At 43.6% G+C, this 18,585-nt stretch carries 13 protein-coding genes; 7 read left to right on the top strand and 6 right to left on the bottom strand.

Annotated elements, in window-relative coordinates; genetic code table 11:
* Window positions 1–96: 96 nt before the first annotated feature.
* Entirely contained in the window at window positions 97–1,953 is a 1,857-nt protein-coding gene (locus SKC35_RS07495) for a sialate O-acetylesterase (RefSeq protein WP_377978769.1), read from the top strand.
* Window positions 1,954–2,005: 52 nt separating this feature from the next.
* Entirely contained in the window at window positions 2,006–4,240 is a 2,235-nt protein-coding gene (locus tag SKC35_RS07490; protein ID WP_377978767.1) for a glycoside hydrolase family 3 protein, read from the top strand.
* Window positions 4,241–4,276: 36 nt separating this feature from the next.
* Here the strand turns inward: SKC35_RS07490 and SKC35_RS07485 are convergent, their stop codons facing one another.
* A complete protein-coding gene (locus tag SKC35_RS07485) occupies window positions 4,277–4,948 on the bottom strand; it encodes a TetR/AcrR family transcriptional regulator (protein WP_296684301.1) in 672 nt (223 codons plus the stop codon).
* 132 nt (window positions 4,949–5,080) lie between these two features.
* Here SKC35_RS07485 and SKC35_RS07480 point away from each other — a divergent pair, with 132 nt between their 5' ends.
* The 4 genes from SKC35_RS07480 to SKC35_RS07465 are packed head-to-tail and all read left to right on the top strand — an operon-like array spanning window position 5,081 to window position 10,609.
* Window positions 5,081–6,712: a peptidase domain-containing ABC transporter gene (locus SKC35_RS07480; RefSeq protein WP_377978766.1), complete on the top strand. Its 1,632-nt coding sequence runs from the start codon at window positions 5,081–5,083 to the stop codon at window positions 6,710–6,712.
* A complete protein-coding gene (locus SKC35_RS07475) occupies window positions 6,699–7,997 on the top strand; it encodes an HlyD family secretion protein (protein WP_377978764.1) in 1,299 nt (432 codons plus the stop codon). Before SKC35_RS07480 ends, SKC35_RS07475 begins: the two co-directional genes overlap by 14 nt.
* On the top strand, window positions 7,987–9,375 hold the full coding sequence (locus tag SKC35_RS07470; protein ID WP_377978762.1) for a TolC family protein: 1,389 nt from the start codon (window positions 7,987–7,989) through the stop codon (window positions 9,373–9,375). Before SKC35_RS07475 ends, SKC35_RS07470 begins: the two co-directional genes overlap by 11 nt.
* 46 nt (window positions 9,376–9,421) lie before the next feature.
* Window positions 9,422–10,609 carry a multidrug effflux MFS transporter gene (locus SKC35_RS07465; RefSeq protein ID WP_377978761.1) on the top strand — a complete coding sequence of 396 codons (1,188 nt, stop codon included), beginning with the start codon at window positions 9,422–9,424 and terminating at the stop codon, window positions 10,607–10,609.
* Here the strand turns inward: SKC35_RS07465 and SKC35_RS07460 are convergent.
* From SKC35_RS07460 to SKC35_RS07440, 5 genes are all read right to left on the bottom strand, one after another.
* Entirely contained in the window at window positions 10,606–12,981 is a 2,376-nt protein-coding gene (locus SKC35_RS07460) for a TonB-dependent receptor (protein ID WP_377978760.1), read from the bottom strand. The two genes, SKC35_RS07465 and SKC35_RS07460, sit on opposite strands and share 4 nt — an antisense overlap.
* Window positions 12,982–13,050: 69 nt before the next feature.
* Window positions 13,051–13,749 (bottom strand): hypothetical protein, encoded by a 699-nt coding sequence (locus tag SKC35_RS07455; protein WP_377978759.1) that lies wholly within the window; start codon window positions 13,747–13,749, stop codon window positions 13,051–13,053.
* Window positions 13,749–15,095, bottom strand: coding sequence for a hypothetical protein (locus SKC35_RS07450; RefSeq protein WP_377978758.1), 1,347 nt, complete (start codon window positions 15,093–15,095; stop codon window positions 13,749–13,751). Before SKC35_RS07450 ends, SKC35_RS07455 begins: the two co-directional genes overlap by 1 nt.
* 54 nt (window positions 15,096–15,149) lie before the next feature.
* Window positions 15,150–15,470 (bottom strand): hypothetical protein, encoded by a 321-nt coding sequence (locus SKC35_RS07445; RefSeq protein ID WP_377978757.1) that lies wholly within the window; start codon window positions 15,468–15,470, stop codon window positions 15,150–15,152.
* Window positions 15,471–15,484: 14 nt separating this feature from the next.
* Window positions 15,485–15,814 (bottom strand): DUF6370 family protein, encoded by a 330-nt coding sequence (locus tag SKC35_RS07440; protein ID WP_377978756.1) that lies wholly within the window; start codon window positions 15,812–15,814, stop codon window positions 15,485–15,487.
* Between the two features lie 134 nt (window positions 15,815–15,948).
* Between SKC35_RS07440 and SKC35_RS07435 the strand changes: the two genes are divergently transcribed.
* Window positions 15,949–18,555 (top strand): TonB-dependent receptor, encoded by a 2,607-nt coding sequence (locus SKC35_RS07435; RefSeq protein ID WP_377978755.1) that lies wholly within the window; start codon window positions 15,949–15,951, stop codon window positions 18,553–18,555.
* Window positions 18,556–18,585: the final 30 nt, after the last annotated feature.

Raw genomic sequence — 18,585 nt, 5'->3', positions numbered from 1 at the left:
GAATTTCGCTGAATTACAATAGGTTAAGCGGAATTATCAGGGCAGGTCATCCTAAAATGCAGAAATCCTTATCTTAGCGTTACGATCTATACCTCTATGAAAAAAATCTTCTTCCTACTACTCAGCTTTGCGGCGTTTTCAGAGGTTAAACTCCCGTCTTTAGTCAGCAACGGCATGGTGTTGCAACGCGATATGCCGGTGAAAATTTGGGGCTGGGCGAGTCCGGGCGAGAAAGTAAATGTAATCTTTAAAGGAAAAAAGATCCGGGCTATTGGAGATTCCAAAGGAAACTGGGCATGCACTTTGTCAGCAACGCCTGCTGGTGGTCCCTATGAAATTACGATCAATGAAAAGTCCGTGAAAGATGTTCTTTTCGGGGATGTGTGGCTATGCGCCGGACAGTCCAATATGGTCATCAACATGGAGCGAGTAAAGGAGAAATATCCGGCCGATATTGCCTCTGCGAACAACCCACAGATTCGAAATTTCTTCATCCCTACTGCCATTTCCAAAGTCGACGTACGCAACGATTTGCCAGCTAGTTCTTGGCTTCCAGTTAACCCAGAAAACGTGCTACAAATGGGTGCGGTTTCGTATTTCTTTGCGCGTGATTTGTATGCAAAATACCAGGTGCCCATCGGGATCATTAATTCTAGCGTAGGTGGAACACCCATCGAATCTTGGATCAGCGAAGCGGGATTAAAGGAGTTTCCGGCATATGTGAAAGACACCACTCTCGCGAGCGCGGTGTCGCCTGCCCCTAGAAAATCCGCTGACCGTGGCTTATCTGAAAAGTGGGCAAATCCTGCTTATGTTCCCAAAGGTTGGAAACGCTTTTCGATCCCTGGTTTTTGGGAAGATCAGGGTTTAAGAGATCTGAACGGCGTGGTTTGGTTCAGAAGAGAAATCGAAATTCCTGCGTCGTTAGCGGGTTTGCCTGCCAAACTTTTTATGGGTCGCATCGTCGATGCTGACCAGGTATTTGTGAACGGCGAGCAAGTAGGGAATATCACCTATCAATATCCGCCCCGCAGATATAACGTTAAAAGTGGTCTCCTAAAAGCGGGTAAAAACCTCATCGTTATTCGCGTCACCAACACGGCTGGGAAAGGCGGCTTTGTGCCAGATAAGCCATACGAACTGATTTTGGGCGATCAAACAGTCGATTTGCAAGGGGATTGGAATTACAAGGTAGGCGAAGTTTTCCCTCCAGTAACGGAGAAGCCCGCTCCCTCTAATTTCACCCCTACCGCTTTGTACAACGCCATGATCGCCCCTTTTACCTCGTATTCCTTAAAGGGATTTGTTTGGTACCAGGGCGAAACCAATGTGTGGAAACCGGAGGTATATCAACAGCTATTACCGGCTTTAGCCAAAGACTGGCGGGCGCAATTCCAGCAGCCCGACATTCCCTTTTTATACGTGCAATTACCAGGCTTCCAAGACCGAACAATGCTCCCTGCAGAAAGTAATATGGCCGTTTTACGGGATGGACAACTCAAGAGTTTATCCATTCCGCGCAGTGGCATGACGGTAACGCTAGATCTAGGCGAGTGGAATGACATTCATCCATTGACGAAAAAACCGATCGGCGAACGACTAGCACTAGCAGCGCGCAAACTAGCTTACGGAGAGGACATCGTTTCGTCTGGACCTATTTATGAGTCTAACCAAATCGAAGGAAATCGCATCCGCATTCGCTTCCGTGAAACGGGCAGCGGGCTCTCCATCCATAAAACAGATGAAGATGAATTGATGCAATTTGCGATCGCTGGGAAAGACAAGAAATTCGTGTGGGCAAAAGCAATCATTGAGCGGAATACGGTGGTCGTTTGGAGCGATGAAATAACAGAGCCGATGTACGTTCGCTATGCCTGGGCAGATAATCCCGAGGGCGCAAATTTAATCAATGCGGAGGGCTTGCCGGCTTCGCCATTTAGGACGGATAATTAATTGTATCATTCTGCTACAATAACTATCTTTGGCAAAATTACCCTAACACTCTATGAAAAAGATCCTCGGATTACTCGCGATTTCGACTGTGGCTTTCAGTCAACAGCAGTTTATTCAGCAGAAAAATGGCCCTACTCTAGGCTATGATCAGGCCAAAATCATTCAAAAGGATGGCCTATCATTCAAAGACCTGAATAAAAACGGAAAATTGGATGTGTACGAGGATTGGAGAAAACCGGTAGACGAGCGGGCCAAAGATCTAGCAAAGCAGTTAAGCGTAGAAGAAATCGCTGGTTTGATGTTATACTCCGGACACCAAGCTGTTCCAGCTAGACCTGATGGTTATTTCGCAGGAACCTATAATGGGAAACCCTTTGATCCTAAGACCATGGATGCCTCGGATTTAACAGATCAACAGAAGAAATTTTTACAAGCAGACAATTTACGTCACGTCTTATTGACGACGGTTTCGAGCCCAGAGGATGCGGCGAAATGGAACAATAAAATGCAAGCCTTTTGTGAATCAGTGGGCAAAGGAATTCCGGCTAATAACAGCACGGATCCGCGTCACGGAACTTCCGCAAGAGCCGAATTTAATGCAGCGGCTGGTGGACTTATTTCCATGTGGCCCTCCTCTTTAGGAATGGCGGCGACATTCAAGCCTGCGCTAATTCAGCAATTCGGACGCATCGCGGCTGCAGAATACCGCGCTCTAGGAATCGCAACAGCTTTATCGCCTCAAGTAGACATCGCGACTGAACCGAGATGGGGTCGTTTTGATGGGACTTTTGGGGAAAGTGCTAAATTATCAGCGGCTATGGGGGAAGCGTATTGCAACGGATTCCAAGGAGACAACTGGGGTGGATTAAGCGTGAATGCAATGGTCAAACACTGGCCAGGCGGTGGCGCAGGTGAAGCGGGTCGCGACGCGCATTATGCGAACGGAAAATTTGCGGTTTACCCAGGAAATAACTTTAACGAACACTTGATTCCGTTTACAGAAGGCGCATTTAAACTAACAGGTAACACGAAGAAGGCAGCGGCCGTAATGCCCTACTACACGATCTCGTGGAACCAGACAAACGAAAACGTCGCAAACAACTACAACAAATACTTAGTGACGGACCTCTTGCGTAATAAATACGGCTACGATGGCGTCGTTTGCACAGACTGGTTAGTGACCGGCGATCACCAGGCGATGGACGTATTCATCGACGGCAAAGTATGGGGCGTAGAGAACTTAAATATGGCGGAACGTCATTATAAAGTATTGATGGCGGGAGCCGATCAGTTTGGGGGAAATAACGATATGAAACCGATTATCGATGCGTATGCGATGGGCGTGAAAGAGCATGGCGAGGCGAAGATGCGTGCGCGTATGGAACAATCTGCGGTGCGTTTATTACGCAATATTTTCCAAGTGGGTTTATTCGAAAATCCGTACGTGAATCCAGCAGAAACAAAAGCGACGGTGGGTAAGCCGGAGTTTATGCAAGCGGGTTTCCAAGCGCAATTGCAATCGATTGTGCTCTTGAAAAACAAGGCGAATTTATTGCCCATTAAAGAGAAGAAAACGCTCTACATTCCGAAACGTTTCGTGGCAGCGTCGCGTCACTTTTTAGGCTTCCCGATTCCAGCTTCGAATGACTTCCCTATCAATATGGAGCTCGTTCAAAAATACTTTAACGTGACAGACGACGCGTCGAAAGCGGACATCGCTTTAGTGTGTATCGAAAATCCGAAAAGTGGTATCGGTTACGATAAAGAAGATGTGGCCAAAGGTGGTAACGGTTACTTGCCTATCTCACTTCAATACAACGATTACACGGCAAACGATGCGCGTGAGGTGAGTATTGCGGGTGGAGATCCTTTGGAAAACTTCACAAATAGAAGCTATAAAGGCAAAACAGTGAAGTCGCGTAATGTGACGGACATCCAATTAATCGAAGAGACCAAAGCGAAAATGAATGGCAAACCAGTCATCGTTTCCGTCAACGTATCGAACCCGATGGTATTCGCGGAATTTGAAGGAAAAGCAGATGCGATTCTAGCGAGTTTTGGCGTGCAAGACCAAGCGATCTTAGAAATTATAGCAGGAAAAGCGGAGCCACAAGCCTTGTTGCCGATGCAGATGCCAGCGAATATGAGCATCGTGGAAAAGCAAAAAGAAGACGTGCCGTTCGATATGGAATGTCACTTGGATTCGGAGGGACATCGCTATGACTTCGGTTTTGGAATGAACTGGAAAGGGGTGATTCAGGATGGGAGAGCGAAGAACTTCAAATAGGCATAAGTCCGGAGGGAGGGAGTCCGAAGGGGATTTTTACTGTAACGACTTGAATAACAAATCCTTTAAATAGCGCGCGACAAATTCCGTCTTGTGCTTCTTCCCGGCGTCTGTTAATTTAGGCAGGTGCTGACTGAAAAACAGCTGCGAATGCGCGGTTTCAATTAGTGTGCTGCTTAATGAATGAGGAAATTCGTAGGCTAGATTGTGTGATTGAATCAATTCAGAAATGCGGGCACACAAGTCTTTATAGGGCTTAAATACGGCATTCTCATTGATTTCCTTGACCTCTTTCACCAAGTAGACTTTGCTACTTTCAGTGATGACAATTTGGTGTAAATACTTTTTATTGTAATCCGACTGACCTTCACTCTCCTCTAATGGGTGCGTCAATAATTCAATCAGACGTTCTAGTTTCGCTTTTGAATTTGCCAAAGGTTGCAATTGAAACACCACCAAGTACTCCATGTAGGACCAATACCAATTCAAGATATACAATAACATCCGGTGTTTATTCTCAAAATAGCGGTAGATTGACGCCTCCGTCGTATTCATTTCTTTCGCTAATTTCTTAAAGGTAAAATTCTCAAAACCCAGCGTATGAATTAAATCAATCGCATTTTTCACAATTTGTTTGCCTAATTCCGTGCTTTCCGGATCCCGTAAATAAATCTTTTCGTTGACCTTAAAACTAAGTGAATAATCCATTGTTATACCTTTTGAACAAAGCAAAGTTAATAATAGAAACACTAACACAAAAGATATTTTAACAATTATTAATAATAGTATTACTATTATTTAAAAAAGTCTTTATAGTTTTGCATCAGAAAACATATTGTTATGCAACAAACAAGTCCATTTAAGCGAGTTCAAGCTCTGATACAGGATAATAAGAAAGAGGTTACTTCGATCTATTTGTTCTCTATTTTGGGAGGTATTGTGAATCTAAGTTTACCACTCGGGGTTCAAACGATCATCGGATTAGTGATGGGGGCTACCATGGTTACCTCCATCTATGTGCTCATCTTTTTAGTGGTGCTGGGAGTATTCCTGATGGGTTTGTTCCAAATCAACCAGATGAAAATAATCGAGTCTATCCAGCAAAAAATCTTCGCTCATTATGCCTATGATTTCGCGGATAAGATCCCGCAATTGGATCTAAAACAGATGGACAAATACCATATTCCAGAGAAAGTGAACCGGTTTTTTGATACACTGAATATTCAAAAAGGCTTTGCGAAACTATTGTTAGATATCCCGGTAGCGACGGTGCAGATTGTCTTTGGCATTATTCTTTTATCGCTATATCATCCACTTTTCATCATTTTAGGGTTGATCTTATTGCTCTTGCTAGGCTTAATTTTATTTTATACTTCTAAAAAAGGGATCGAAACAAGTATCGAGGAATCGAACTTCAAATATGGGGTGGCAGGATTTTTTGGGGAAATCGCACGAACCATTAAGACTTTTAAATTTAGCCAAGGCTCAGACCTGAATTTAATCCGAACAGACGAAAACGTGCTGGGTTATTTGGGCGCGAGGACAAAGCACTTCCAAGTACTTTTATTTCAATATAAATCGCTGCTATTTTTCAAAGTTGCGTTGACCACCTTAATGCTGACTTTAGGTTCCTATTTATTAATTAACCAGCAGCTAAACGTAGGCGAATTTGTCGCGGCAGAAATCGTGATTATGTTAGTGATTGGGGCGGTTGAAAAACTCATTATCAGCTTAGATAGTGCATACGATGTGATTACAGGATTGGAGAAATTAGCGAGCGTTACGGAAAGCCCCCTTGAAGCAAGTGGTGAATTACAATTAGATGCCAAAGAGGGAATCGAAATTGACATGAGGAATTTTAGCTTTGAATTTGAGCAAGGGAAGCCGGTCTTAAATTCAATCAATCTTACCATTCAACCTGGTGAAAAAATCCAACTCTCGGGGCCAGCGGGTTCGGGAAAATCAATTTTGATGCGAGTACTTACCGGCAATTATCCAGACTTCAAGGGGACTTTATTGCTGAATAATGTTCCCATAAAAAATTACAACTTAGAAAGCCTCCGAAAACACACGGGTATTTTGCTTCAAAATCAAGAGATTTTTGATGGAACTGTGTGGGAAAATATAAGTTTAGGTAATACAGAAATAAGTTCTGCCTTGGTTTTAGCCACAGCAAACGAATTAGGTTTTGCAGACTTCTTAAACCACTTTCCACTGGGATTCGATACAGCCATTGAGCCTTTGGGTAAAAAAACACCGCAAACCATTGTCAAAAAAATACTATTACTTCGAGCATTGTGTGGGGACAAACGTTTGCTACTTTTGGAGAATCCTTGGAATGGCTTGGATGCAGAATTAGCGGAGAAATTGAGAGTTTATTTATTGAACAAATCGAAGACAACAGTGATTATTTCAACAAATGGCTCCGTAGGGTTTGAACAAAAATTGATCATCAATAATGGAAAAGTTTAAGTCATTTAATCAGATTTATCTACGCGATAAAGGCCCTGCGACGAAGCCTTGGTTAATCGGATTGGGCCTCATTATGCTGGGGGTTCTTTTCCTGCCCTGGACCCAAAACATTCGATCGAAAGGCCAGATCACCAGTCTTTACCAAGAGCAAAAACCGCAAAAGATTTATAGCCCTATTGCTGGTAAAATCAGCCGCTGGTGGGTAAAGGAGGGAGACTTTGTAGAGCAAGGCGATACCTTAGCTAAGATCTCAGAAATCAAGGCAGAATATTTAGATCCAAAGTTGATATCGAGAACGCAAGAGCAACTAGATGCGAAGAAAGGGACGGTATCTTACTACGAACAAAAGGTTAAATCCACAGAAGATCAGATCGCAAATTTACGTTCATCAAAAGCTTTAAAGCAAGATCAATTAACGAACAAGATCACGGCTTTGCAGCAAAAATTAACAGGGGAAAAAGCGGAGTTTGAGGCTGCTTCGAATGAGTATAATTTAGTCAAAGACCAATTCGAACGTAACCAAAAAATGTACAAAGAGGGATTGATTTCTCAGACGCAATTCCAGCAGCGAAATGCATCCATGCAAAATTCCTTAGCGAAAAAAACGACCGCTGAAAATAAGGTAAACCAAACCCTCCAAGAGATTCAAAACACGAAAATAGAATTGCGTGGGGTGGACCAAGAATACAGTGAAAAAATGAATAAGGCGGAGGGAGAAAAATTCCAAAGTTTAGGCATGATCGAGACCGGAAAAGGGGACGTCGCGAAGCTAGAGAATCAAGTCGCTAGTTATACGATTCGAGATGGGATGTACTACATTCTCGCGCCGCAAAGTGGGCAGGTGATCAATGCAAAAAAGGCGGGTATTGGCGAAATTTTGAAAGACGGGGAAGAGCTTTTAACCATCGTTCCGCAAAATACGAATTACGCGGTAGAGATGTATGTACGACCGGTGGATTTACCTTTGGTGTCTCCTGGACAGGATGTACGCTTTATTTTTGACGGTTTCCCTGCCATTATTTTTGCCGGGGGGTGGCCGGATCAGAGCTTCGGAACCTTTGCCGGAAAGGTGCGTGCGGTAGAAAATAACATCGACGAAAAAGGGATGTTCCGCGTGATTGTGGTGGAGAATCCGAAAGAGAAAAAGTGGCCAAAGCAAATCAAAATGGGTGCAGGTGCGCAAGGGATTGCCTTATTAAATGATGTGCCACTTTGGTACGAATTATGGCGAAATATCAATGGCTTCCCAGCCGATTTTTATACGGTAAAAAAGGATGAAAAATAGTCTACTAGTCTTTTTGTTTCTCAGCTTTGCAAGCATTGCCCAAACGCCCGTTTTATACCCCGAGGCGTTTCTAAAAATCGTGCAAACCTACCACCCGCTCGCGAAGCAGGCGAGCATCGGTGTGCAAAAATCAGAGGCACAAATCTTGCAGGCAAGAGGTGGTTTCGATCCGGTTTTGAGTCATTACAGTGCCCAAAAAACCTTTGACGGAAAAAACTACTATGAATATCACTCCCCTGAATTAAGTATTCCTACCTGGTATGGAATCGAGCTAAGTACAGGGATGGAAAACCTAGGAGGATCTCGCCTGAACCCAAATCAAACGTTGGGAGAAACAAGCTACATCGGGATCAGTGTTCCGCTGGCAAAAAACCTCTTAATGGATCAGCGCAGAGCCAGTTTACAACAAGCGAAGCTACTGAATCAGATGGCACTGCAGCAACAAAGAAGTGTCTTAAACGACTTGTTTGCAGATGCGATGGCATCCTATTGGAATTGGGTAAAAAGTGTGCGCGTTTTAAAAATTGTTGACCAAAATTTACAAATCGCAAAGGCCCGCGTTTCGTTCGTCAAACGCAGTGTGGAATTAGGCGAAAGACCGGCAGTCGATACGCTGGAGGCGACTACGCAACAACAGTATTTTGACAATCTGTACCAATCAAAATGGGTAGAACGGGAAAATGCGCGCCTAACTTTATCGGTTTATTTGTGGCAAGAAAATAATACACCACAAGAATTACCTGTGGAGGTGCAGCCGGCGGAGATACCGAATGAATTCGCGTGGATTGCAGAATTTGATTTGAACCTGAGCTCGCTCTTAGAAAAAGCCTATGCAAACCATCCAGATTTAAGCGCTTATCAATACAAAATTCAGGGCTTACAAGTGGAGAAGAAACTAAAGTTTCAAAGTCTACTACCTAAACTAGATGTGAGTTACAATGCCTTGTCCAAAGGCCTCACTCCAAGCCTCGAAGTTCGTCCTTTATTCGATAATAATTACCAATACGGGATCAAATTTGAAATGCCTTTACGCCTATCGAAAGGTCGGGCTGATTACGCTTTGGCAAAATTAAAAATCCAAGAAGAGTCCCTTAATCTGGCACAGAAAAAGCAACAAATTCAGGTGAAAGTGAGTGCATATGTAAACCAAGTTGAGAGTTTGAAAAAGCAGATTCAGACGCAGGAAAAGGCTTTAAAAAACTACCAAGCACTCGTGAAAGCAGAGGAATCGCGCTTCGCCCAAGGGGAATCGTCCTTATTCTTAATCAACAGCCGCGAAACGAAAGCGATGGAAGCGGCAGAGAAATTAACGGAGCTAAAAGCCTACTTATTTAAAACGATCTACGCGTTACAGGCAAGTGCGGGGGTATTAATTTAGGATTATTGGACGTACCTTTGCGTCTTCTAAAAATACCCCTTCTATAATGCCTACTTCTGCAAACCGCACGAAAATTATCTTAATACTTGGAATCTTGTCAGCCATTGGGCCCTTGTCCATTGACATGTATTTACCGGCTTTCAAAAACATTGCTTTAGCGCTGAACTGCTCGCAAGAAGAAATGGGCTATACGCTTTCCAGTTTCTTCTTCGGGATTTGTGTAGGTCAATTAATCAGCGGTCCATTATTAGATCATTTCGGTCGTAAAAACGTGCTGTATATTGGTTTATCGATTTACGTGTTGAGTTCCGTTGCCTGTGCTTTTTCGACTTCAGTGGAAATGCTAGTCCTATTTCGTTTGTTTCAAGCTCTCGGAGGTAGCGTAGGAATGGTGGCGCCTAACGCCGTCATTCGTGAGACGTTTGAGGAATCAGAACGTCCCAAAGTGATGTCCTTGATGATCTTGATTTTAGGGGTTTCCCCTATTTTAGCTCCGTCATTAGGTAGTTTATTATTGACGATTGCGAGCTGGAAAGCTATCTTTTTAGTCTTAGCTTTCATCCTTTTAGTGATCATTTTCTTGATCAAATCCTGGTTGCCTGAGAAGACCAATCGCGAACACGGTGGACCGTTCCGCATCACAACCATTTTGAAAGCATATAAAGCCTTATTTAAAGAAAAAGAATACTTAGTTTTCGCTTTCACTGGGGCCATTGGCGCCGGAAGTATTTTTACCTATGTAGGTGGTGCACCCCTCACTTTCTTGACCTATTATGGTGTGGATGAGTCCAAATTTGGTTTCATTTTTGCGATCGTTGCCTCGGGTATTATCTCCGCAAGTCAATTGAATCGTGTCGTTTTGAAAAAGTATTCGAGCTTACAGATTTTGAAAGTGACGCTCCCTACACAATTGATTTTAGGAATTTTATTATCGGTTTTGGCGAAGCTAAATCTACTTTCAATGGAATTAAATATTGGCCTTTTGTTCCTGATTATGGGTTGCCAAGGGTTCAATTTTCCTAACGTAGCGACCCTTGCGCTAAAGCCTTTCCATCGGGGTGCCGGAACAGCTTCAGCGATGCTAGGCTCTATTCAAATGGCTTGGGGCGCAGTTTGTGCTACTTTAGTGGGTTTGCTTTTCGATGGAACGCCGTTCACGATGGCCATCATCATCGTGGGTTGTGCGGTGCTAGCGAACACGATTTTGTTTGGGATTGGACGTAAATATATCTAGTTATTCGAGAATAAATTATCCAATAATGATTCCTTGAATATGTTGGCAAAAGAATAAGCAAACGTAACAAATACCGCGCGTGTATCTACTTTCATCTTTCTATTCAATGCAAAATTAGCCGCCGAAAGGTCCCATCCGCTGCTTTGCATATTAAAGACGTCGCTAATTACGATTCCTAAGCCACCCTTGCCTTTTAGAATCTTAGTCTGGAAGCCTAAATCCACATTATAGACAGCCATTCTCGTCCCTTGAGCCATTGCCGTGGGCGCGTTATAAGCACCAATGATTTGCAATTTAGATTGCTTCGAAAGCGTAAAGTTGTGAATCATTTTACCATACCAACTCACCACTTCATTTGCCACATCCGTGCTCACGACATTGCCATCAATCTTTTGGTCAAAAAGCGAGAGGCTCGTATTCACACTCCAAAATTTGGTCGGAAACCAGTCCAAAATTTCTTCTACACCATAAGTCGTTGCGTTGCCAAAGTTTTGCGGAGTCGTTATGGCTACTCCATTCGGCTTCAAATCAATATAGGTGCGAATGATATTATTCGATAAACGATAAAAGGCGCTGCTAGATAAACTCCAGCCCTCTCCCTCTTTGTTGTATCCTACCTCGAACGCATTCACTAATTCCGGTTTCAAATACGGATTTCCACCGTGCTGATTCAAGGAATCGGTGATGTCAATCATGGGATTTAACTCCCCTAAACCGGGGCGGTTAATGCGGCGGCTATAACTGAATTTCAGGAAGTCCGATTTGTTTACGAAATAAGCGAAATTCGCTGTGGGAAACAGGTTGAAATAGTCGCGTTGAAATGAAATGGACGAATTCGAAATCGAGGTTCCTTCGTTCATCACTTTCTCCGCGCGCAAACCTATATCATATTTAAATGAAGCTGACGGCTCCGATTTGATCTGCACATAGGCCGCATGAATTTGCTCTTTGAAGTCAAAAATATTACTCACAGCAGGATTTTTTACATAGCTAGAACCGATAAACGTTTGGTTTTGGAAGTCGATATTGTTCGCTCTGTAAATTCCTTTATACCCTGTTTCAAGAGTGGTAGAAGAAGAAATTGGCTTCGCATAATCCACTTTAAAATTAGTCGTTTGTGGCTTCGCATAGCTGTACGTACGCTGTAAAAACGTAGAGCCGTAGGTCGTTCCACTCTCCGTCAATGACTTTGTATTGATGTCCGTATCTTGGTTATCGCGACCGATGGAAGCACTCGCGTTAATAACTAATTTTTCTTTTTTGTCGGCAAATAAATGCTTGTAAGTCCCCGCAAATTCAATGGCCAATCCTTTCTCTAATTCAATGGATTCCCGGATATTCCGCGAGTTAAATGCGCCTAATTGGGTGGAGAATTGGGATCCCAAAACTTCATCGTTATCCTGTCCTTCGATATTCGATAAAACCTCAAAATTGAAAAGGTCGTGCGACGATGCCGCATAGTCTACATTGAACTTGAGATTCTGCGTACTTTCCGTGCGGATATCATTCCGGTTTTGAAGCAATAAATAATCCAAAGGCTGATCAAAACTCGTCCGCGTCGTGTTCGCCTTACGAGTCCTTTCAGAAAAACGCATGTCATAGGATAGTCCTACATTCCACTTTCCGACTGATCGATTGAGGCTAAATGCAGCACTCCCGCGGCCTTTCGCGCCAAAACCGCCACCCACAGAAGCCGACACATTCGTACCACTCTTCGCCGCCTTTTTCAAAGTAATGTTAATAATCCCACCTTCTGAATCTGCGTCATATTGAGCTGATGGATTGTTAATAATTTCCACACTTTCCACGCTACTGGCCGGAATTAAATCGGTCGATGAAATCCCAGAGGTGCGCCCATTAATCAAAATGAGTGGGCCCTTTCCGCGCACCGTAATCGCGCCATCTGGATCCACTACTACGGTAGGAATACTTTTCAATAAATCTGTCGCAGAACCTCCGGCTTGCGTTAAATTATCCTTCGCTTTGACGATGAAACCTTGGGTTGTTTTTTGGACTAATTCCTTCTGAGAAAGTACTTCGACAGCAGCTAACATCTTGCTATCCGTTTGCAGCGAAATATCGTCCAAATGCAAAGCCTGTGATTCCAACAATGACACTGGAATTTTAGTCGACACAAAGCCCATCATCTGGGTTTTCAAGACATATTTCCCTGCTGCTAAACCGGATAATTTAAATACCCCAGCACTATCGGTGGTCGCGTATTTCAGAATTTTCACTGAATCCGATGCGCTGTACAAGAGCACATTCACGAATTCAACCGGCGCCTTTTTATCGACGATGCGCGATTGAATGGAGCTTTGCGAGAAAGCGTGAAATCCGAAAAGCAGTAAAAAAAGTAGTGATTTCTTCATAAGGTTAAAGTTCAATCAAAATCGCCATTAGTCGTCTTCCATGAGACCAATGGCGATTCTTGTGCGACATTAAAGGGGGATATACGTGATTTCAAACACCACCGCATCTTGCGATTTGCTGCCCATTGTGGGAATTTGGTAGCCGGCAGAAAGCACCACATTTTTAGAAATAAAATAGGCCCCGCCTAAAACGACTTCGCCCAATGAGTGCCTTCCACTAATAAAATCAGCTTGAAATAAGAGTTTTTCTTTCCAAAGATTCCGCTCTATTCCCGCTTGAAAACCAAATTTATCCAGCGTTCCTGAGGCATTGAACCCCCGACTTTCTGGGCCGAAATAGGCATCAGAGGAATAATAGATCCCGCCCACTAATTTCGTATGCTCTAGTTTATAAACCCCATTCGAATAAGCATATGCACCCCCATCAGCCAATGAGCTTAAGCCAATTTGGCCGCCAAGTGCGGTAGAAAATACAGGCGAAACATCCCATTTCTTTTGCCCATTCAGTACAATAAAAGTTCCCGCGTTATCGGCTAAGGAGGCTGCGTAATCAACGGTCACACCGATCACATTCAACCCCATTTCATAGTTCTTTCCCAAGCCATAACAGAAAGTCGTGGACGACTGAAATCCGGCGTTAATGAAATTCAATTGTTGCTGGAAAAACACATGTTTTGCCTTCGTAATATCCGAACTCGGCACATTAAAGAAGTTCTGTTGACTGAAACCTGCAAAGGAAATCAGTAAAAAAATAAGGCCCTTCTTCATTAAATAAACAATTGAAATTGCAGCGTCACCGAATTTAAGCGTTGGCCTTTCACTAGCTCGCCTTGGCTCACTTGGAAGCTCGGGCGGTTTTGAAGGTCTAGACTTAACTTCGATTTATTGCCTTGAATATAGTAATTGATCCCCGCGTTAAAGGTGTTATTCGAGAAGCCATTCAGTCTATCGTAGTATGCCAAAGTCGCAGACGCATAGGGCATCCAGCGATTCGACATACTCGCATTTTTCGATGGCAATAAATACCCAATTTGCGTATAGACCACCGAACCCGTTCCAAACATCGGGTAACTATTGCCATACACCGGACCATGTCCGCTGATCGAGTTAGCCGCCGTCGCAGTGGTTCCATTCGCCGGATTCATCACCCCATTATAGCGCAAATAATTCGTGCCGTAATTCGTATTGAAATAACCGATGTAGGCATTCAGCGCGCTGTGTTTTTCCTTGTTTAACGGAATGTCCACAAAGCTTTCAATCGCCCAATGGGCCATATTTTGATAAGTTGTATCTGGCGAGGCGGCGGCTTTATTCCACATGGCATCCTTTTGGTAAATGAATCCTCCAGCGATATTGACAATCTTTTTAGTTCCTACATACGACCCTGTCATGTAAGGAGTCGTGTGAGCTTCTTGGTCAAAAAACTGATAGATCAAGTACGCTTGGTGTTGTAAGTTGTGACCCTTCAACGCAAAGTTCGAAACCGGTGCGAGCGCCGGTGGCGTTTGGCCGTTCGACGTGATAGGGAAAGGATCACTAAGAATGTAACGGTAGTCCCAGTGCCCGATTTGGCCCCTAGCATAGACACTTAATTTGCGCGAAAACTGATCGATTTGATCCACGGTGGTTTGTGCAAATACGGGCACATCCATCGTCGTTATCGTCCCGATGCTGGGTTGTGAAAAACGAGATAAGCCTGAAATAATGCTCAAGCCTCCACCCACTTTCAATTGATTTTTATCGGAAAGCCGGTATTCACCTAGGGCATCGTGGAAGAAAGGCGCGATTTTGCGGTTCGAAGTGGAGTTGTATTGGGCGTTGAAATTATTTTGGCCAAACTGAAAATAAATAAACGTTCGGTCCGTAATCTGACCAAACAACTGCATCCGCGTTCTACGTAAACCGATATCTGTCGACTGCGATTCCAGATTTCCTTCCACGGTTGTCCCCGGATTATTTTCTGTAGAACGCAACCAAGCCTGGTTCAATAAAGTGGCCTGAAAATAATGGGTCCCACTTTCGTTCAATTTAAATCTTAACGCTTCATTATCTGCTTGCGCCATCGCAGGCAAAATAGGGCTGATCGCAAGGATCAACAAAAGGAATTTTTTCATAAGATAGACTGGTATAATTTAGACGAATTGAATAAAGGAAAAGGTCTAATTGTACTACAGTCTTAAATTATGAAAACGTAAATATGAGGGGATTTTTGCCTGTGCATGCTGCGCATTCAGAATAAGCGCAAAAAACAGAATCAAGAAAAAGGGGGTTGCTTTCCATTCAAACGTGGACAGCAAACTGAAAAATGAAAGGGCTTCATCCTCCACTTCATCCTCTAATTCAATGGCCACAATGGCGTCAGAATGATCAATGGTGGTATGTAGAAAAGCGCGGGATGAAGACAGAAAATTGGGAGACGTAGATACACGCTCGCCTAGCAGTACAAAACTGCAAATAAAGATGAGCTTTAAAATCCACGCCTTTTTCATGTTGCAAAGATACGCTATTCTGCTTTTAATAGTTCGAAATAGGTCACAACAAATTTGTCTCCTTTCAAACTGCCCTGCACTTTGGCCTTTCGCACCGCCATACAAAAACCCTTTTCGTCATGAGCGTCACCGTGATCGTCCAGTCCCGTCCCCTCTACCGCATACGCCTTGCCGTCGAACTTCACTGCGAGAAAGCAGCCCTTTCCTTTCATCTCAAAGTTGCACGTGCCACAGGAGCTTTCTAAGACCAAAACAGGTTTTGTCGGATCAAGTTTTCCAGCTGGTTTAGTTTGTGCGGCCGCTACGAAGGAAGCCAAAACGAAGAATAAAAGGAGCTTTTTCATCCTGTAAAGAAAAACCTTTTCTCGCACAATATCCATCATTCATCTCTACAATCGACCGTCAGGCAGAAAAAATGGCCTATTCATAGAATTGAATGTACCTTTGTGGTACAATTTTATTGAAATCAATCCACCTAATGAGAAAAATACTTGCTACTGCCCTCATCGCGCTCCTTTCCCTTTCTGTTTTTGCCCAAGTACCAGGCGGTCCTCCGGCTGGAGCTGGCGCCCGCGGACCGGGAGCTAATTTAAACCAAGGTCACGTCTTCGGAAAAGTCATAGACGAAACGGGAAAACCGGTTGAATTTGCCTCGGTTGTTTTACTAAAAATAACGGTAGATCCGGCAACAAAACAAGCGAAAGACATCCTAGTTAAAGCCCAAACAGCCGAACTAAATGGTGACTTTAACTTCAAGGAAATTCCGGTAAACGCGCGTTTAAAAATCAAAATATCTTTCGTCGGCTACAAGAACTACGAAGCAACCGTTGCTTTCGAAATGCCTAAAATGGAACCAGGTGTTCAGCCTGACATGATGAAGATGATGGCGGCATTTGAGAAAGATTTAGGGAACATAAAATTAGCACAGGATTCGAAAGAATTAGAGAATGTCGTGGTGACGGGGACGAAGTCTTTGGTCGAAATGGACATCGATAAAAAATCCTTTAATGTAGCGCAGAACCTAGTAACGACTGGGGGAACCGCGATTGATGTGATGCGTAATATCCCATCCGTTCAGGTGGATATCGACGGAAACGTAAAAGTGCGAAATGCGAATCCAACCTTGTTTATCGACGGTCGTCCTACAAGTCTTTCCATGGATCAAATCCCGGCTGACATCATCGAGAAAGTGGAAGTAATCACGAATCCTTCTGCGAAATACGACGCCTCTGGAAGTATGGCGGGTATCATCAACATCGTGTTGAAGAAGAACAAAAAGAATGGTTATAATGGAATGGTGAACGTGGGGGCGGATCGTTTTGGCGGTTCGAATATCATGGGGAATTTCAGTTACCAACAGAACAAATGGAACTTAACGGCAACCTTGATGAACATGCGTGTGCGCAATAATTCCATCGGAAATAGTGTGCGCTCGAGTGATTTAGGGGGCATTTTGTCTTCTGTCAGCCAAGAATCAGATAACAAGACACAAGGGGTGATGTTTTTTCCGCGTGTCTCAGCGGATTATGCGGCGAGCAATCGGACTACGTTGACTTTGGGCGCTTTCTTTGGTGGAGGTGGTCAATTTAAACCGACAGAGGACACGTATATTTCGAGTTCTGTGAATGGGCTGACTACCTTAAGTCACCGCGTTTCTGAGAGCTCCCGCGAGTTTAAACCGGCTGGATTCCAAGCAGGATTCAAACATACTTACCCGAAAGCGGGAAGAGAATTAACAGGGGATTTGAACTACTTTGGCGGAACAAATAAAGGTGATGGTACGTTTACGACAGATTATGTAAAGAATAATGCCATCACAGGAACACAAATTCAGAAGAATTTAGGCTCTGGAACAAACGCCTTTATGACCGTTCAATTAGATTATGTAACACCGATTAAAAATGAGGGTACAATCGAAACGGGATTACGTGCGCAGATCAATGATTTAGCAAATGAAAACACGAATACCTTAAAACCAGTCGGTTCAGATGTCTACAAGACCATCACGTCAGCATCCACGAACTATGAGAGTACCAATAAAGTGTACGCAGCTTATTTCTCTATCTCCGGAAAGGCGAGTAAAACACTATCCTACAAAATCGGATTACGTGGCGAGAGCTCGGAATACGAGGGGAAATTGTTGAATACAAACCAGGCATTCAGCAATAAATACCCGCTTAGCTTATTCCCATCGATCTTTTTGAAGAAAGATTTATCGAAGACCGATCAGTTGCAATTAAGCATCACCCGACGTGTGAATCGTCCTAATTTCTTCCAAATCATTCCCTTTGTGGACTACAGCGACAGCTTGAATATTCAACGTGGAAATGCGGATTTGGTACCAGAGTTCACAACATCTGGCGAGCTCTCGTATAGCAAATCACAAGGCGCTGCGACTTTCTTGGTTTCTGGTTATTATAAATACACGGACAATTTGATCACGCGTTATTTGAAACAAGAGACGAATCCGATCAATGGTAAATTGGATTTGATTAACACATTTGTGAACGCGAATTCGAGCATTAGCTATGGTTTAGAATTCACTTACACGAACAAATTACAAACCTGGTGGGATTTGACAGCGAACGTGAATATGTATAATTCCAAAATCAATATCTCGAACATCGATGCGACGCAGGTGAACGATCCGCTTTGGTCCGTTTTTGGTAAGTTAAATAACACGTTTATTTTGCCCAAAAAATGGAGCATCCAATTGTCTGGCGATTACCAAGGCAAGACGAATGTGCCAGTCACACAGAACCAAGGAATGCAGGGCCCTCCGGGTATGCAGACGCAAAGTTCATCGCAGGGATATATTGAGCCCTTCTTTGGCATCGATTTAGCGATCAAAAAGTCGTTCTTGAAAAATGATATGGCTTCTTTGACCTTAGCGTTTAATGACCTAACCCGTTCCCGTGGAAACACCCGCGTTTCATTCGGGGAGGGATTCTCACAGGCATCTTACCGCCTATCCAATCCGCAAATGATTCGTCTGACGTTCTCGCTTCGTTTCGGTAAATTCGACATGAGCCAAATGAAAAAGAACAATTCCGGTGGCGGAATGGACTCAATGCAAATGCAATAGAAATAGAAAGGCCCGAAAATATCGGGCCTT

Source organism: Aquirufa originis (assembly GCF_042714495.1).
Taxonomy (GTDB): domain Bacteria; phylum Bacteroidota; class Bacteroidia; order Cytophagales; family Spirosomataceae; genus Aquirufa; species Aquirufa originis.
Note: the sequence above shows the minus strand (reverse complement) of the source record. Positions and strands in the feature narration are given on the sequence as shown.

Excerpts from the sequence above, each read along its gene's own strand:
- SKC35_RS07470 (WP_377978762.1), top strand. The coding sequence starts at position 7,987 with ATGAAAAATAGTCTACTAGTCTTTTTGTTTCTCAGCTTTGCAAGCATT.
- SKC35_RS07485 (WP_296684301.1), bottom strand. The coding sequence starts at position 4,948 with ATGGATTATTCACTTAGTTTTAAGGTCAACGAAAAGATTTATTTACGG.
- SKC35_RS07445 (WP_377978757.1), bottom strand. The coding sequence starts at position 15,470 with ATGAAAAAGGCGTGGATTTTAAAGCTCATCTTTATTTGCAGTTTTGTA.
- SKC35_RS07440 (WP_377978756.1), bottom strand. The coding sequence starts at position 15,814 with ATGAAAAAGCTCCTTTTATTCTTCGTTTTGGCTTCCTTCGTAGCGGCC.
- SKC35_RS07465 (WP_377978761.1), top strand. The coding sequence starts at position 9,422 with ATGCCTACTTCTGCAAACCGCACGAAAATTATCTTAATACTTGGAATC.
- SKC35_RS07460 (WP_377978760.1), bottom strand. The coding sequence starts at position 12,981 with ATGAAGAAATCACTACTTTTTTTACTGCTTTTCGGATTTCACGCTTTC.
- SKC35_RS07455 (WP_377978759.1), bottom strand. The coding sequence starts at position 13,749 with ATGAAGAAGGGCCTTATTTTTTTACTGATTTCCTTTGCAGGTTTCAGT.
- SKC35_RS07495 (WP_377978769.1), top strand. The coding sequence starts at position 97 with ATGAAAAAAATCTTCTTCCTACTACTCAGCTTTGCGGCGTTTTCAGAG.
- SKC35_RS07435 (WP_377978755.1), top strand. The coding sequence starts at position 15,949 with ATGAGAAAAATACTTGCTACTGCCCTCATCGCGCTCCTTTCCCTTTCT.
- SKC35_RS07475 (WP_377978764.1), top strand. The coding sequence starts at position 6,699 with ATGGAAAAGTTTAAGTCATTTAATCAGATTTATCTACGCGATAAAGGC.
- SKC35_RS07490 (WP_377978767.1), top strand. The coding sequence starts at position 2,006 with ATGAAAAAGATCCTCGGATTACTCGCGATTTCGACTGTGGCTTTCAGT.
- SKC35_RS07480 (WP_377978766.1), top strand. The coding sequence starts at position 5,081 with ATGCAACAAACAAGTCCATTTAAGCGAGTTCAAGCTCTGATACAGGAT.
- SKC35_RS07450 (WP_377978758.1), bottom strand. The coding sequence starts at position 15,095 with ATGAAAAAATTCCTTTTGTTGATCCTTGCGATCAGCCCTATTTTGCCT.